Annotated in this window: 12 protein-coding genes; 6 read left to right on the plus strand and 6 right to left on the minus strand. The window is 43.1% G+C overall.

Annotation, left to right across the window (positions count from 1 at the left end):
• Positions 1-496 precede the first annotated feature (496 nt).
• Positions 497-1600, minus strand: a complete 1104-nt coding sequence (locus K8B83_RS09715; RefSeq protein WP_223419803.1) for a GNAT family N-acetyltransferase/peptidase C39 family protein — start codon at positions 1598-1600, stop codon at positions 497-499.
• Between the two features lie 73 nt (positions 1601-1673).
• Here K8B83_RS09715 and K8B83_RS09720 point away from each other — a divergent pair, with 73 nt between their 5' ends.
• Positions 1674-3125, plus strand: a complete 1452-nt coding sequence (locus tag K8B83_RS09720) for a RimK family protein (protein WP_223419805.1) — start codon at positions 1674-1676, stop codon at positions 3123-3125.
• 163 nt (positions 3126-3288) lie between these two features.
• Here the strand turns inward: K8B83_RS09720 and dgcS are convergent, their stop codons facing one another.
• Positions 3289-4170 carry a diguanylate cyclase DgcS gene (dgcS, locus tag K8B83_RS09725; RefSeq protein WP_223419806.1) on the minus strand — a complete coding sequence of 294 codons (882 nt, stop codon included), beginning with the start codon at positions 4168-4170 and terminating at the stop codon, positions 3289-3291.
• A gap of 160 nt (positions 4171-4330) precedes the next feature.
• Between dgcS and K8B83_RS09730 the strand changes: the two genes are divergently transcribed.
• The 4 genes from K8B83_RS09730 to K8B83_RS09745 all read left to right on the plus strand — a co-directional run bounded on the left by K8B83_RS09730 (position 4331) and on the right by K8B83_RS09745 (position 11414).
• Entirely contained in the window at positions 4331-6283 is a 1953-nt protein-coding gene (locus K8B83_RS09730; RefSeq protein ID WP_188739542.1) for a monovalent cation:proton antiporter family protein, read from the plus strand.
• A 689-nt stretch (positions 6284-6972) separates the two neighbouring features.
• The gene (locus tag K8B83_RS09735) at positions 6973-7305 is read left to right on the plus strand and encodes a hypothetical protein (protein ID WP_188739541.1); all 333 of its coding nucleotides are present in this window, start codon (positions 6973-6975) and stop codon (positions 7303-7305) included.
• Positions 7306-7607: 302 nt separating this feature from the next.
• Complete coding sequence (locus K8B83_RS09740; RefSeq protein ID WP_223419808.1) at positions 7608-10814, plus strand: DEAD/DEAH box helicase; 3207 nt, start codon at positions 7608-7610, stop codon at positions 10812-10814.
• Between the two features lie 243 nt (positions 10815-11057).
• Positions 11058-11414, plus strand: a complete 357-nt coding sequence (locus K8B83_RS09745; protein WP_223419810.1) for a hypothetical protein — start codon at positions 11058-11060, stop codon at positions 11412-11414.
• Here the strand turns inward: K8B83_RS09745 and K8B83_RS09750 are convergent, their stop codons facing one another.
• Together K8B83_RS09750 and K8B83_RS09755 are read right to left on the minus strand one after the other, a co-directional pair.
• A complete protein-coding gene (locus K8B83_RS09750; protein WP_223419812.1) occupies positions 11415-12413 on the minus strand; it encodes an NADH:flavin oxidoreductase in 999 nt (332 codons plus the stop codon).
• An 8-nt stretch (positions 12414-12421) separates the two neighbouring features.
• Positions 12422-13036: a LysE family translocator gene (locus K8B83_RS09755; protein WP_188739537.1), complete on the minus strand. Its 615-nt coding sequence runs from the start codon at positions 13034-13036 to the stop codon at positions 12422-12424.
• A gap of 181 nt (positions 13037-13217) precedes the next feature.
• On the opposite strand from K8B83_RS09755, the gene K8B83_RS09760 reads away from it, so the two are divergent.
• Entirely contained in the window at positions 13218-13721 is a 504-nt protein-coding gene (locus tag K8B83_RS09760; RefSeq protein WP_223419814.1) for a DTW domain-containing protein, read from the plus strand.
• 48 nt (positions 13722-13769) lie between these two features.
• Here K8B83_RS09760 and K8B83_RS09765 read toward each other — a convergent pair whose 3' ends face one another.
• Together K8B83_RS09765 and K8B83_RS09770 are read right to left on the minus strand one after the other, a co-directional pair.
• Positions 13770-14495: a DUF6445 family protein gene (locus tag K8B83_RS09765; RefSeq protein ID WP_223419816.1), complete on the minus strand. Its 726-nt coding sequence runs from the start codon at positions 14493-14495 to the stop codon at positions 13770-13772.
• An 8-nt stretch (positions 14496-14503) separates the two neighbouring features.
• On the minus strand, positions 14504-15991 hold the full coding sequence (locus tag K8B83_RS09770) for a tryptophan halogenase family protein (RefSeq protein WP_223419817.1): 1488 nt from the start codon (positions 15989-15991) through the stop codon (positions 14504-14506).
• Positions 15992-16011 lie beyond the last annotated feature (20 nt).

A 16011-nucleotide genomic window follows, 5' to 3' on the forward strand; every position in this document is an offset into this window, starting at 1 on the left:
CTGAACTTGAGGCTGTTGAAGAAAATAGCGTGAAGCTCACATGGATGTGAGCTTAGCTTTCGCGGTACAGGATGTACCATCGGAAGCGTTAGCATTTTCATTCTTTACCATAAAGAGGTGGCCGAAGAACACCAAAACGAAGTTAAAAGCAGGATCTGACCACGTCGCGAAATTATCGCAGCTATCGTTTGGTAACAAGAATGATAATTTTGATGTGGCGGCTGGGCCAATTCTTTTATAAAGAGTAAAGAGGGAACAGCCGTTGGTTTCCTCTTGGTCTGGTGTGGGCGAAGCGCCACGACGTTGGTGGCCGCAGGCCATTAGTACAAAAGCATAAACAGCAAAAGAAACACCTGGATCCCGGCTCAAAAACATTGCCGGGAAGACAAATATAAACTAACAGACTCATTTAGATATCTTGAATCAAAGTAACGTGTATTGATAATCTGGCGCTAGCGAAGCGCCACGACGTTAGTGGCCGCAGGCCATAAAAAGCTTAACCATCTTTTGCCAAAGATGACTCAACCACTAAACAAGACACCAATTTCTGCTTTCCATATTGCATCACTTTGGTAAGCTCTGCCTGGCTGATGGGCACGTAAGCGGCATTAATGGCATCTTTTTGCGCGACAACAAATGGGTCGTGGATAAACATAAACTGCTCGTTATAGCCACTCAATACCACCCAATGTGGGCCTTTTTCACCATTAAAACGATAGGTGCTGATCATTAACAGCACCACATATCCTTGGTCAATCCACTGCTTTAATTGCACTATATTGGGTGAGGCATTGTGTATCTCTACACCATGCGAAGCCAATTGCTGGCAAAAATCATGATGTACTAAAGTGATCACCGCCTTTTTGTTTTTATCACGTACACTGTCGATAAATGGTATCGACGAAGATTGGCTATAAACCCTTATCTGTAGTCCTCGGTTTATCGCGGCTAATGCTAAGCCATGTACACTGCACCCGCCATGACCACTGGTCATAAATATGGTAGTGGCTTCGCGCCAAATACTTAACTCATCGACTCGGCTAGGCCGATAGTTTGGCTTAACAGCATTGATTGCCATCATTAAACACGCTGCGCCGCAAGTAAAGGGCGTGGTTTGCACATACAAAGGCATCTTAATAACCTTGCTTGGTCCTGGTGGGTCTAGGCGTTTATGCATTCGCACGCCATCGGCCAGGTCATCGTAATAATGCACTAAGGTTTTTAATACCTTATAACCCATTTTTACATAAAGATTTTTAGCGGCGATATTGTCGTTTCTCACTTCAAGGCGTAATGTAATAAAGCCTCGTTCGACCACAATTTTCTCGCAATGAGTGACAAGTTCAAAGGCAATGTTTTGGCCTCTAAACTCGGATGCAACAGCGATAGAGTAGAGTCTTGCTAGGCGAGTACCACGATGAAATAACACCAATGCGTAGCCTGCAAGAGTACCGTCTATTTCTGCAACGAGTAAGCAGTCTAGCGGCGAATTGATAAAACGCTTCATTTGTCGAGCATTGATTTTATCGCCGCTAAATGCATTGTTTTCGATGTTGATGAGTTGCGATAAATCGTTAGAAATAGCTTGGCGAAGCAGCATGAGTCGGCTCGAATTGGCAAACATGATGGTGGTTAATTTACGCGCTAAATTGCATAAGAGGCAATAGATTTTTATGGCTCAGTTTTTAATTGTCACCGACGATATCGATGATTGGCGGCCTTACTTGCCAAGTGACAACCTTGTCACGGTTCATGACTACCTTGAGATGGGAGCATTTGCAGATCAAAATGCAATGCAAGTGATTAACCTGTGTCGTCGTTACGATTACTTGAGTACAGGATATTATTGTTCACTGATGGCGGAGGCGCGTGGTCATCGAGTCATTCCTAAAGTAATGACCATTAATGATTTATCTCAAGACCGTTTTTTTAGCCTGCCACAAGCAGGGTTAGATAAATTGCCTGCCAGTGTGACTGACATTGCGATGAAAGTGTATTTTGGCTATTGTGACAATCCAGCATTAGATAAAATTGCTCGTAAAATTTTTGAACGTTTTACTGTGCCAGTGTTGCAAGTCAATTTACTTAATATTTCTGGTCGATGGCAGGTTGAAGTTATTGAACCAGTGGCTTTTCAAGACTTATGTGAGTCAGAGCAAGACTTATTTGCTAAATACCTTGAAGTGTTTTCTCAAAAAGTATGGCGAGCGCCTAAACCTTTTAAGCGTTATCGATATGAAATAGCCATGCTAGTCGACAATAATGAAAAAATGCCCCCCTCAGATAAAGCCGCGTTGAAACTGTTTACAAAAGCCGCTAGTCGGATTGGCATGGATTTAGTGCAAATTGGTAAACATGATTTATCTAGACTAAGTGAGTTTGACGGTTTGTTTATTCGCTCAACCACCAACATCAGTAACTTTACCTATCGGTTTGCCAAAGCCGCTGAGCAATTAGGTTTAGTGGTGATGGATGACCCTGAATCGATAATGAAATGCACTAATAAAGTGTTTTTAACTGAATTACTTTATAAACACAAAGTGCCTGTTCCAAAGAGTATTATATTTAAAGCATCTGATAAAAATTGGGCTGACAAAGTCATCGATGCAATTGGTTTACCTATCGTACTTAAAGTGCCCGATGGTGCATTCTCACTTGGGGTTGTTAAGGTTAAAGACCGCGCTATGCTAATAGAGCAGGCTGAACAGATTTTTAAGCACAGCGCATTAATTTTGGCACAAGCTTTTATGCCAACCGACTATGACTGGCGCATCGGCGTGTTAAATCGCCAACCTATTTATGCTTGCCGTTATTTTATGAGCCGTGGTCATTGGCAGATTTATCAGCACCACCAGAGTGGTCGTGTGAGTAGTGGCGACTTTGACTGTATCGATTTAAAAATGGTACCGCACAATATTGTCGACGCAGCGGTAAAAGCATCAAATTTAATTGGTGCAGGTTTATATGGCGTAGATTTAAAAGAAATCGATGGTAAGGCTTATGTCATCGAAGTCAATGATAACCCGAGCATAGATCACGGTGTTGAAGATTTATTTTTAGGTGACTTAGTTTACGATCGGGTGATGACTGAATTTTTAAGGCGAATTCAATTACGTGGTCTGTAGTGAGGTTGATTTAAAGTTTAATATCTTAATTAGCCTCAATACAGGACAAAAGCCGGAAAAAGCCCTTATTCGAATTGACTAAGGGCTTTGTGCTCATTAATTAGTTGTCTATCCAAACCAACGCTATGGTGCTAGTACCTGCGTGATTTTTTAACCTGCATTTTTAACCTTCACTAATGCGATAACAATTGCGCCCAGCTGCTTTGGCTGCATACATGGCTTTATCGGCACGATCATACAAGTTGTCTGCATGTTGCTCTGGTATCGCCTCTGCAATACCCAAACTGCATTGTATATCGTATTCGGTTAATTGGGCATGTTTTGGCATCATATCAATAATACGCTGGCAAACAATTTCAGCCGCTTGCGTGTCGCCTTGAGCAATAATAACAAACTCATCACCGCCAACTCTAAAAGCCTGGTCGGTATTGCGGATCGCTTCATTAATGAGTTCGGCAAATTCAACTAATACATAATCACCTGCTTTGTGACCATAGATATCATTAAGTTGTTTAAACTTGTCTAGATCGATTACCACTAAAGACACTTTACCTTGGTGACGGTTAGCACGTGCTAATGCTGTACTGATCACTTGGGTATAATAATAGCGATTACCCAGACCCGTCAGTGAGTCAAACATAGCTTGCTTAGACATGTTTTGATACTTTATCGCATTACTTAGCGGCTGGATCAATATCGCTTCTAACCGGTTTAACGTTGCCGTTTGTGTTTTGCTTAGCGGCATGGCTAATTGGTAAGTCATGTTAAATTGGTCTTGTTTATCTGCAATAGTGCGTTGCAGTTCAATACCGTAATGACGTCCCCAGACAAACTTTTGTTTTTCTAGGGTCAACTGCAATCCTTTAACCGGCAACTGTTGTCCTAGTATTTTGCCGAAACAGGCAAAAACTGTCCTAGGATCTAAACTTCCATGTAGTTGTTGAATCACTTGAACAAGATCGAGTTCTAAGTCCATGTTCAAGTAAGCGTCTGAACGGTACCAGTAGTCTTCAGGATACAGCTCTGATGTAGATGCGAAATCCATTGTGTTTGCTCCAGTACGTAACAACTAATTACTCTGTTTAAAGCAATATTCGTGCCTATGAAAAAATTCTATAGTTATTAGTTGCTTGATGATTTACTGTAGAGATTAGATATTCGTAAATTCCCTATCGACATTTTTTTGACAAGGAGCCTATACCGTAATGGAACACAGCATTTTTATTCATATTCTTTCAATGCTTGTGATTGCGATTGTGGCGATTGCATTGCTTAGACGAGTTGGTTTGCCGGCTATTTTGGCTTATTTGTTAACTGGCGTGGTGAGTGGACCTAGTGGTTTTCATTGGTTTACCCAGTTACAAATGCAGTCTGTGGCCGAGCTAGGCGTAGTGTTGCTGATGTTCACACTCGGGCTTGAGTTTTCGGTACCTAGGCTGTGGGCGATGCGCCGTACCGTGTTTGGTTTAGGCAGTGCGCAAATGATTATCACTGCCTTTGTGGCAGGTGCAATAGCCATGCTTATTGGCCAGGATTTAGTGGCTGCAGTGGTGATTGGCTCAGCAATTGCCTTGTCGTCAACTGCGATTGTGCTCAAACTCCTAAATGAACAAAACTGGTTGCGCCGACGTCACGGCGAGCTGTCAGTCAGTGTATTGCTATTTCAAGATTTAGCTGTGGTGCCTTTACTTATTTTAATGCCGTTACTGGCCAATGATGGTACCCAAATGAGTTTTAACGGCATCGCTTGGGGCTTGCTCACCGGGATTTTGGCCTTTTTAGGCTTAATGTCATTTGGCAAATGGATTTTACCGCGAATATTTGATGAAGTTGCGCGTTCGCGTTCAAACGAGTTATTCGTATTGTCTACTTTGGTTGTGGCGTTAGTGACGGGTGCATTTACTCAGTGGCTTGGTTTGTCGATGGCATTAGGCGCATTTATCGCCGGTATGTTGTTAGGTGAAAGTCAATACCGTAGACAGTTAGAAGCCGATATTAGGCCGTTTCGCGATTTGCTTATGGGGCTGTTTTTTATCTCGATAGGCATGTTGCTCGATTTTAATTTAGTAATGCAGTACTGGTGGCAAGTGCTGTTGCTTTTGTTCGCCGTGGTGATAACTAAGATTTTAATTGTTCATGGCATTCTTAAATTAGCAGGTGAAAACAGTAAAATCTCACTCAGCACAGCCATTAGTCTTGGGCAGGTGGGAGAGTTTAGTTTTGTATTGCTCGCCCTTGCAGTGAACTATCAATTACTTGAAACCGAAGTCAGTACAGTGTTGGTTGCCGTTGCCGTGCTTTCTATGTCAATTGCACCTTGGTTAATTCGCCACAGTGTCGATATTGCTAAAAAGATCAGCGGTAGCAATAAAAAACCAGAGTCTGAACCGATTGATATTGTATTGCCCAACACAGACGAAAGCGATTTAGTCTTGATTTTAGGTTACGGACGCGTTGGACAAACTATTGCCCGTTTTTTAAAAACAGAAGCGGTACCGTATTTAGTGTTAGACATCGACCCTACTAGGGTGACCGAAGCAAGAGCCGCAGGCGAGAACATTCATTTTGGCGATGCCTGTAGAATGGCATTGTTGAAAAAAATGGGGATTCGCCAGGCCAGCCTTGTCGTGGTGACGTTTTGCGAGCCAAGGCAATCAGAAGAATGTTTAGCCGTTGCACGCAAATTAGCACCCGATGTGAAAATTTTAGTGCGCACTCGCGATGATGCTAATTTACATGAGCTTAAAGAGGCAGGAGCAACCCAAGTGATCCCTGAGTCTTTAGAGGGTAGCTTAATGTTGGTGTCGCAAGTGTTATTTAAATGCGGAGTACCGTTAGCGCGGATTATTAAGCGCTTAGAGTCAGAGCGTCGTAATCATTACCAATATTTACACGGCTTTTTTTCTGGCACAGAAACCGACTTTACCCTCGATTTATTGCACGCTGTATCATTGGCCGCTAGTGCGAGTGCCGTGGGGAAAACAGTAGCCGATATTCCGTGGCAAACTCTTGATGTAGAGCTTCGCGCCGTGCGTCGTCGCGGCGAAGAAATTGACCCTCCGCCACCAGAGTGGATATTAAGACGCAATGATATTTTAATGTTGGTGGGCAAACCGCGCAGCATTGAAAAAGCAGAAGAATATTTACTGCAAGGCTAAATCGATGGATTAACGCTAACTTATTATACCATTTCCATTAATTATGTGACCAATCAGAGTCGCTCAGACTTTTCAGTTTGAGGCGCATTGTTGAAAGAATGGTTATTCCCTTTTAAGGCGATGCAACAAAGAAATGGAAAGTATGAGTGTCTCCTGCAAGGCGGGTTTCTGTGCCTTCTATGCTGCTTAATAGTATTTTGACGTAGAGCAACTATGCCTACAATCCTATTACTTGCCTAGAAGGCACAGAATTCCCGCTGAATGACCAGATAATTAGTGGAATTGGTATTATGTCATCAGCACAAGAATGCTCACTTATTTCCCTGATTGGTATAACTGAACATTGAACATGACTGAGATGAGCCTGATATTCAATCACTGTTATTAAATGGGCTTAATGTTCACTTGATGCGTATATTTTTTATGTGCAAGCTAATTAACTCGATTGGGGGCCATCGTCATTAGGCTAAAAATTGAAATATGGCCCATAAACACAATTTCGCTTAAGTGATAACCGCTTGATATGGTTTTTATGACTGTGAAATGAACTTGGTGTGACTCTATTTGTCTTAGTGTTTGTATTGCTTGCCTTATTGATGATAACCATTCAATAAAATGTGTGACTCAGGTAATGTTATTGATTGTTTTTTAGCTGTGTGGGGATGTGATTTCTGTAATAAGGAGAGAGAATGCTGATAATGAGTTGGATAGCGTTAACCGCGATATCATTCGTTTTTTTTATTTATCGATTAAATGGCGTCACCCATCATATTTGTCATTACATTAAACGCAGTTACCCTAAGGTTTATGAAGAATGCGAGCGCATTGGCAGTAAAATGGGTGATGCTAAAAAAGGCACCGAGGTCATGTTGATGGAGTCGTTTAATACCGGTGATATCTCTCACCTAAACGATGCTAATTTACAGCAATTTCGGCAACAACTTACCCGATTAAAAGTCAGTCTTGCTATCTCGCCCTGGTTACTAATGGTTTTAATGGATGTGCTAAGTGGATACTGGTAACCGGCAGGTGGGTAATTGACCAAACTTGGTCGATTAATGACATAATCGAACGTCTATTTTTACCAACAAAAAGAACCATTTCTCGTTTTACGTTCCAAGTAAACCTTTCATCAACTTGTTTCGTATCAAGGTATTGCACCTTACGCTATGACTTTGCACTGACTATTGGCATCATTTTAAGCAAGATTTACCTGCAAATGTTAGGCAAAAGCTAGATATTGCATGCTTTCTTCCATAGAATGGTAAGTTAACTTTTTATCAGCAGTGATGATTTTTCTGCTCGGTTTTTATTAGGTATATTGATGTCGGCGAAACTGTTTAATCTCCCCATTAAGCTTTCATTAGAGATGATTGCGAAACTGTTTTCGGCCACGCAAATTCAAAAAGCACAAAACTACTTGATCCAGGGTCGAGTACTTGAAGTGACCGCCAGCAGCAACAACCATGATATCGAAGCTTATGTCGAAGGCTCTGCTGATGAGCCTTACCGTCAAGAAATCACCCTTGTTAATGTTAACCACAAAATTGTGATGCGCTCGCATTGTACTTGCCCAGTGCGCACCAATTGCAAACACGTTGCAGCAGCCATGCTGGCGCTAGTGGATAAAAAGCCGGTAGAAGAGCAACGCATTCACCAGTGGTTACGCCAGCTTGACGATCAAAAAACGGCCAGTGAATATGACGATGATCAAGAAGAGAAAGACCGAATTATTTATGTATTATCCAATGATCCCAATGGGATTTTTGTCGAATTCAAACGCAGTAAACTCAACAAAAAAGGCCAGTATAATAAAGGCAGCAAGCTGGCGTTAACCGATATTCGTTATAGTATGCCTTGGTGGATTGACCCTGAAGATAAACAAATCATTAGCTTGTTATTGTCGTCAAATAACCAGGGATCAAAAATTTATATCGACGGTGAAATATCCTATTTAGCTTTAACCAAAATGCTCGCAGATCAAGTGTGCTTTTGGGAAGAAAATCGCACCCCGTTAACCTGGGCTAAATCCATTGCGCCAGAATTTATTTGGTGCGAGCTTGATAAAAAACACACGCAAATGCAAATGCGCATGCCCGGCCTTGAAAACTGGGAGTTTGTCGCCACCGAACCACCACTGTATGTTGAATTAGATTATTTACGTTTAGGTAAAATCGACACCGATTTATCGGCCAAAAAGCTCAGTTTATTACAACATATGCCGCCTGTACCGTTGGCGCAAGTTGACCAAATTAGCCACAAAATGCTGCAACACTTTTCGCCAAAAACGGTGCCTGTGCCAAGTGAAATTGATTTTTGCGAAATCAACGATCCTTTAAAAACCAAATTGATTTTTACTCGCGAAATTTATGCCAATAATCCTGTATTACAGCCGGTTATTAGGGTAGAGCAGCACTATGGAGAGGTGAGTTTTAACGCATCCCTTAAACCTGAACGTATTAGCCTGGTTAAAAAAGGCAGTGTGCAATATCAAGTGTATCGCAATGTTGAACAAGAATTAGCCACATTACACGCGTTGACAGAAGCTGGCTTAGTGAGTTTTATTCCGAGTGAATATGCCAATCAACCTGAATACTTTTTAAGTGTTGGTTTGTTACCAGAGTCGATTTTTGAATGGTCTAATTTAACTGAAAATGGCCTTGATGCATTAACTGCGTTGGGCGTTGAAATTCAGTTTGAAGATGACTTTGACTTAAACATTGTCGATGCACAGTTAGATGTAGATTTGGTTGACGATGACGAGTCTGGCTGGTTTTCGCTGTCGTTGAGCGCCGATATAGACGGCCAAAATGTGCCTTTATTAGCCTTGGTCGCCCGCTGGTTACAACAAAATGGTGAGCCGGCAGATGACGATGAATTAATTCTCCCTGGGCCTAATGGCGGTTTTATTAAAATTAAAGCCAAAACCATTAAACCTTTGATTTCTATCATTCAAGAGTTGTTTAACCGCAACTCAGGCGACCAAATTGCCATACCGCGTAACCGAGCCCACATTCTTAATGATTTATCTGCCAGCGATGTGCGTTTGCTCAATGGCGAGCGGGTACGTAATTTAGCCGCTAAATTGGCCGAGTTTAAAGGCGTTACGTCGGTTGAGTTACCAGCAGGTTTAAATGCCACATTGCGCGATTACCAAAAACAGGGTTTTGACTGGCTGTGTTTTTTAAAAGAATACCAACTTGGCGGGATTTTAGCCGATGACATGGGCCTGGGTAAAACCATTCAAACCTTGGCCTTTTTACTTAAAGCTAAGCAAGACGCCAAGACGCATCGCACCAGCTTAATTGTATGTCCAACCAGTTTGGTGGGTAACTGGCTTAAAGAAGCCAACAAATTTGCCCCGTCACTCAATGTGGTGGTTATTCATGGTAATAAACGCCAGCCATTGTTAGAGCAAATCGATGACTTTGATGTGGTGGTAACAACGTACCCGTTAATGCTGCGCGATGAAGCCATATATAGCGATTATGTATTTGACCATATCATTTTAGATGAAGCCCAGCAGATCAAAAACGCCCAGGCTAAAGTGACCCAGGTGATTAAAACCTTAAAGGGTCAATTTCGCTTATGTTTGTCGGGTACGCCGCTTGAAAACCATTTAGGCGAGCTTAAGTCATTGATGGATTTTTGCTTACCGGGCTTATTAGGGCAGCACACTTACTTTAATAAAGAGTTTCGTGGGCCGATTGAAAAGCAAGCCGATGTTGAAAAGTCAGTCTTGCTGAGTAAGCGTATTTCACCGTTTATGCTAAGGCGCACCAAAAAAGAGGTGGTGTCAGAACTGCCAGAGAAAACCGAGATTATCCAAACACTGGAGCTTGAGAAAGATCAGCGTAATTTGTATGAGTCTATCCGCTTAGTCATGGAGAAAAAACTGCGGGAACTGTTTGCTAAGAAAGGGGTGTCGAGCAGTCATATTGAGTTTTTAGATGCATTATTAAAGTTACGCCAGGCCTGTTGCGATCCCCGCCTTGTTAAGCTTGAGCAAGCTCAACACGTGAAAGACAACGCCAAGCTCACTTGGTTAATTCAAAACCTGCCTGAAATGATTGAAGAGGGCCGTAAAATCCTTATTTTTAGTCAGTTCACCGGCATGCTGGCGTTGATTGAAGATGAACTTAAAACGCTAGAAATTAGTTACAGTAAATTAACCGGCCAGACACTCGACCGTCAACCTCAGATAGATGCATTTCAAGAGGGCGACAACTCGGTGTTTTTAATCAGCTTAAAAGCCGGTGGTACTGGGCTTAATTTAACGGCGGCAGATACGGTTATTCATTTCGACCCATGGTGGAACCCTGCTGCAGAGCGCCAGGCAACTGATAGGGCTCACCGCATTGGTCAGCTTAATCCGGTATTTGTGTATAAGCTAATTGCCCAGGGGACGGTCGAAGAAAAAATTCAAGAAATGCAGCAGCATAAACAAGGTTTAGCTGACAGTATTTTATCCGATGGCACTCAAGGCCCATGGCAAGGCAACGCCGATGATTTATTGGCGCTGTTGAGTTAATCACCTGATTGACCTCAACGCTGGATAAGAGATGTATTGATAACGATATAAATCAATAGATTGACTAAAATCCACTGTCAAGCTTGTGATTTGTTTTGCTAACAAGGCGAATTAACGCGTCAATAGCTAGCCTATTGCAAGTTAATTCAACGCAGTGAGGAAGGCAAAGGACTGCTTGAAAGGCGTTTGTTATCCAGAGCTGAGGTTAATTGAGTAAACGCGAGTTAATTTGAGGTTACAACATTGCCTGCAATGTATTTTAAACGAGGCTCAGGTGCGCCCAGGACAAGACGTGGCAATCGTGCTACACCTGCGCTGCACCTGGACTATTTTGAGCAAGTGTTTGCCGAGCTTCGCCGTCATCCTGAAAAAATCGCCATTGTGAGACACAACATTGCGCAGTTTCAGGCGCAGCCTTTTTTGAAAAAAGGCTTACATACTGCCATTGACAGGTTGCTACTGGTGTTTGAAGACAATGATGATATTGAATTGCTTTACAGGCAGGTGATGAGCGACGATATTGGTCAGCGAGTAAGACGCTACCCGCTGATTTTTAAAGGCATAATATCGCCTACAGCCAATGCAGTAGATGAGCTGTAACTAGCCTTGCATCACCCTGTGAGCAAATTCACTTGGGCCTGCTAAAATAGCCCGACCAACAGCGACTAAATCCACTTGCTTGGTGGCTAAAATGGTTTCAATATAATCCACGCTTTCAATACCGCCGACACCAATAACCGCCGCAGTGGTTTTGCCGGTTAACGGCGCGGCATCTTCAACCAAAAAGCCTTCGCCACGTTTATCTTTAGGCCGATTCCAGCCGCCAATACCTGACGATACATTGAGTATTTCAACACCTGCTGCCACTAACCATTGGCTCACTTGCGCCATGTCTGCATGAGATAAACCGCCAGGGTAGCCATCTTGGCCAGGAATGCGAGTCATCACCACTAACCTCGGCGCCGCTTGTTTAATTTGAGTCACAATCTCAATTAATATTCTGGCGCGGTTTTCAAGCTTACCGCCGTAGATGTCTTTGCGCTGATTGGTTAAGGGTGATAACCACTGATTAATGCCGTAACCGTGGGCACAATGGATTTCAACTAAATCAAAACCGGCTTTGTCGGCACGTATTGCCGCTGCTACAAAATCCTGTTGCCATTGCTTGATATCATCCATTGTCATAGCCCTTGGTGTAGGTAATACACGGTCGTATGCGGGCACAGTAATGCCAGTTGGCCCCATAACATCAGCGCTTATGCCGGCACTGTCTTTGCCGCCGCAATGGGTAATTTGTAAACCGGTTTTCACGTCAGCCTTATGCAGCGTTGTAGCGATTTGGCTTAAGCCAACTAAACAAGCATTGTCATGTGCTCCAAGTTGATTAGGTTCACTACGACCAGCCAAATTCACATGGCTGTACTCCACCATCACAAGGCCTGCGCCCGATTGGGCAAGGTGTTGATAATGCGCAATGGTGGCGGGAGTTGCTAAGCCATTTTCATCAGCGGTTTGTGATGCCATGGGCGGCACCACTATACGGTTTTTAAGGGTTAATCCGCTGGTTAAGGTTAACGGGGTAAAACGAAGTGCAGTCATTGAAAATCCTATATCGTAATGGCAACCCATATGCCTGCAAGCAACATAATGCTGCCAGCGGTGCGATTAATTATATTGGCCGCTTTGGTTGAGCTAAATACCCGTTTAGCACTTGATGCTAAGTATGCATAAGCAAGGTTTATTGAGCCAAAAGCAGCGGTGGCAATGGTTAAAATAATGGCAACATCGATTAAGCTTACTTTTGTCATGGGCACAAATGCAGGGAAAAAGCTCACATAAAAAATCAGCGCTTTGGGATTGCCTAAAGTGATCACAATGCCTGTGAATATGTTTTGGCTGATACTGACATTGGGCGGCTCAACGAGTTGAACGCCATGGGCGGTTGCACGCAGCATAGTTAAACCGAGCCAGCACAAATACAAGGCACTGGCATATTTAATCAGTTCAAATGTGGGTCCCATCGTATTGGCGATGGCAGCCAACCCAAACAAAGCCAATAAGATATACAGAAAGTCGCCAAGCAGTACGCCAAGTGTTAACGCTGCGCCATGCTCAAAACCATTAGAGAATGAGCGTGACACCACCGCAAATACGGCAGGTCCGGGTACAATGGCCAAAATAACCATAGTAAAAAATAACGCGACAATGTGTTGGTAAGCCATGAGTGATCGTTAATTACGGTATTGGGATGCGAGTTTTATAAGGGCGATTATATCGTAAATTCATATAAAGTATGGCCAGATAGCATATCTATTATGTAATCCATTATGTCTGCTGACAGCCTTATAAATGTGTTACATTGTGTGATTATTCAAGCCTATAGCAATCTTTGTCGGGAGTGTTGTGCAGTTTATTTTATTAACCCATCCAAGAGAGCGACTTCGCATCACTAACACCGGCCAATTGGTGTTGCAAGTGTTAGGTGAACGCGCCCGTGTAATTGAGTGGCACCGTAAGCAGCCAGATCCTGCATTAATTGCCGCCATTGATGCAGGACTTGTAGGTTTAGTGTTTCCAACAGATGATGACACGCCACTTGTGAGCTCAAACTCTGCTGATAATGTTAAGGCATCTGCAAAGGAGTGTACGCCACCTTTTGAATATTTGCTGTTGATTGACGCCACCTGGCAAGAAGCACGTAAAATGTATAATCAAAGCCCATATCTTAAAAGCTTAATTAAAGTGGGTTTGCAGCCAACACATGCCTCTATTTATCCCCTAAGACGTAATCAACTCGAAGGCGGATTATGCACCGCAGAATGCGTGGCTTTATTGCTTGAACAAGCCGGAGAGCCTGAGTTGGCACAACAACTGACTGTACGCTTAATGGGATTTATTGAGCGCTAGTTTCCCCTTTTATGAACCACCGCCTCGGCACGGAGTTATAAATCTAGCTTACTGAAAGTCGATAAATATATTTGCCGTTAGGCGGCCGGTTTGCGGGTTTGCATCGATGTCGGTTTTTGGGTCCACTAGGGTTGAGTGCAACAAGTTGCCGGGATAAATCACCAGACGATTGGGTTTATATTCTACTTGATGATACAAGTCGTAGTGATCGTTGCTGGCAACGCAATAGCGTGGGTTTGACTGAGTGATGTAATCGACAAAAGGTTGCGCCTTGGCAAAATATTGCTCGATATTGTGGTTGTTTATTCGCTCAAAGCCGCTGCTTTTGTGCCTAAAGAATCCTGTGTTGCCATGGGGGGCGTCATTAAGATAATGCAAAATGGCAAAATAATACGGATTAGGGGTGTCAAAATGTGGCATGCATTGTAATGGTACAAGCGCTTGTGGTTGGGTATCGATAAGTGAAAATACGCATTGTTGCGGTTTTAAGCGCCGAGTTGTTGGAATGCGGTACACATCGTAAATCATTTGGAACACGGCATTGATCACATCGATAATATACTGCCTTGGTAGTGCGGTACGTTGCCCTGGGTAAAACGAGTTTTTGTCTTGATTAAATTCACTGCTATTAATCGCGATATCAATCAGTTGATTGATATCGTCTGCAAAGTTATCAATCACAATAACTGGGGTTCGTTGTTGGCCAATCAATTGTACCTTAGGCACAATATGATTGACCTTGATGATGGATTTTGTTGTTTGCGGCGTTGGCATGGTTAGCCTTACATTGCCGTTGATTTACAATAATGCTGCACAAAATCATTATGCGCGGGCAAACTGTCAACTTTACGTTTAACCGTTGCTTTAATGTTGTTTAAAAAGCTTTGTAGTTCGGCAGGCTCCATTAAATCAACAATTGGGTGATATTCTTTAGGTATTAATCCCTGTCCCATCATGACCTGGATCCACGAACTTTCGCCAAACAGTTCATTACCATATTTGTACACTTTGCCAGATTGACTAAACATGTCGATACGGTGCTGCAATGAGGCGGGGATTGGCATGTTTTTACAGTAGCGCCAAAAACGGCTGTCTTCGCGGTCGGTGACTTTATAATGCAAAATAATAAAGTCGCGAATATTGTCCATTTCTATTTTGGTTTGCTGGTTAAATTCATCCACATCGGCTTGTATGATGCCGTTTGATGGAAATAGTTGCAGTAGGCGCACGATGCTGCGCTGGATCAAATGAATGCTGGTGGACTCTAACGGCTCTAAAAAGCCAGATGACAATCCTACTGCCACACAGTTTTTGTTCCAGTGTTGACGACGGGTGCCGGTTTTAAACTTAATCACTCGCGGTTGATTAATCGGTTTACCTTCAATGTTATTAAGCAGTAATTCAGTTGCGTCTGCATCCGAAATATACTTACTGCAAAAAACCATACCATTACCGGTTCGAGGTTGCAGTGGGATTCGCCATTGCCAGCCAGACTCGTGGGCAATTGAGCGAGTGTAAGGAATGGGTTGCTGTACGGCTTCAGTTTGTACGGCAATAGCACTGTCACACGGTAACCAATGGCTCCAATCATCAAAGCCAGTATTTAATGTTTGCTCGATTAATAAGGCTCTAAATCCGGTACAGTCGATAAATAAATCGCCTTCAATAACCTCGCCATTCTCAAGCTGTAATGCTTTAATTTCGCCAGAGTCATCATGTTGCAACACATCGGCAATTTTTCCTTCAATGCGTGTCATACCATGCTGCTCGGCAAATTTACGTAAAAATTTAGCGTATAAGCTGGCGTCCATGTGGTAAGCATGGTTGTAGTCTTGGTTGGGTAATACCGCAAACCGCCCCTGGCGAGCGGCCAAATGCTCAGTGCAATAATCACCGATCTCACTGACTATATTTTGTTGCATTCCTTTGACCCAAAAGTGCTGAAAGCCGCAGGCCCAGCAGTCTTTACCTAGAAATCCAAACGAGTGCAAATAGTCTTTATTCACGTCGTGCCAGTTTTCAAACTGAATGCCCAACTTAAACGTGGCATTGGTGGCGGCCATCACATCTTGCTCTTTTAAACCCAGTAGGCGATGAAAAAGATGCAGGGTAGGGATGGTCGCTTCACCAACGCCGACGGTGCCGATGTCGTCAGACTCCACTAATACTACGTCAAGGTTTTTGCCCATGAGTTTGCTAAATGCGGCGGCGGCCATCCAGCCTGCCGTGCCACCGCCTGCTATGACAACTTTTTTGATTGATTTATTCATCTTGGGCATCCTGTTTTATG

It is taken from the genome of Shewanella inventionis, assembly GCF_019931735.1.
Taxonomy (GTDB): Bacteria; Pseudomonadota; Gammaproteobacteria; order Enterobacterales; family Shewanellaceae; genus Shewanella; species Shewanella inventionis.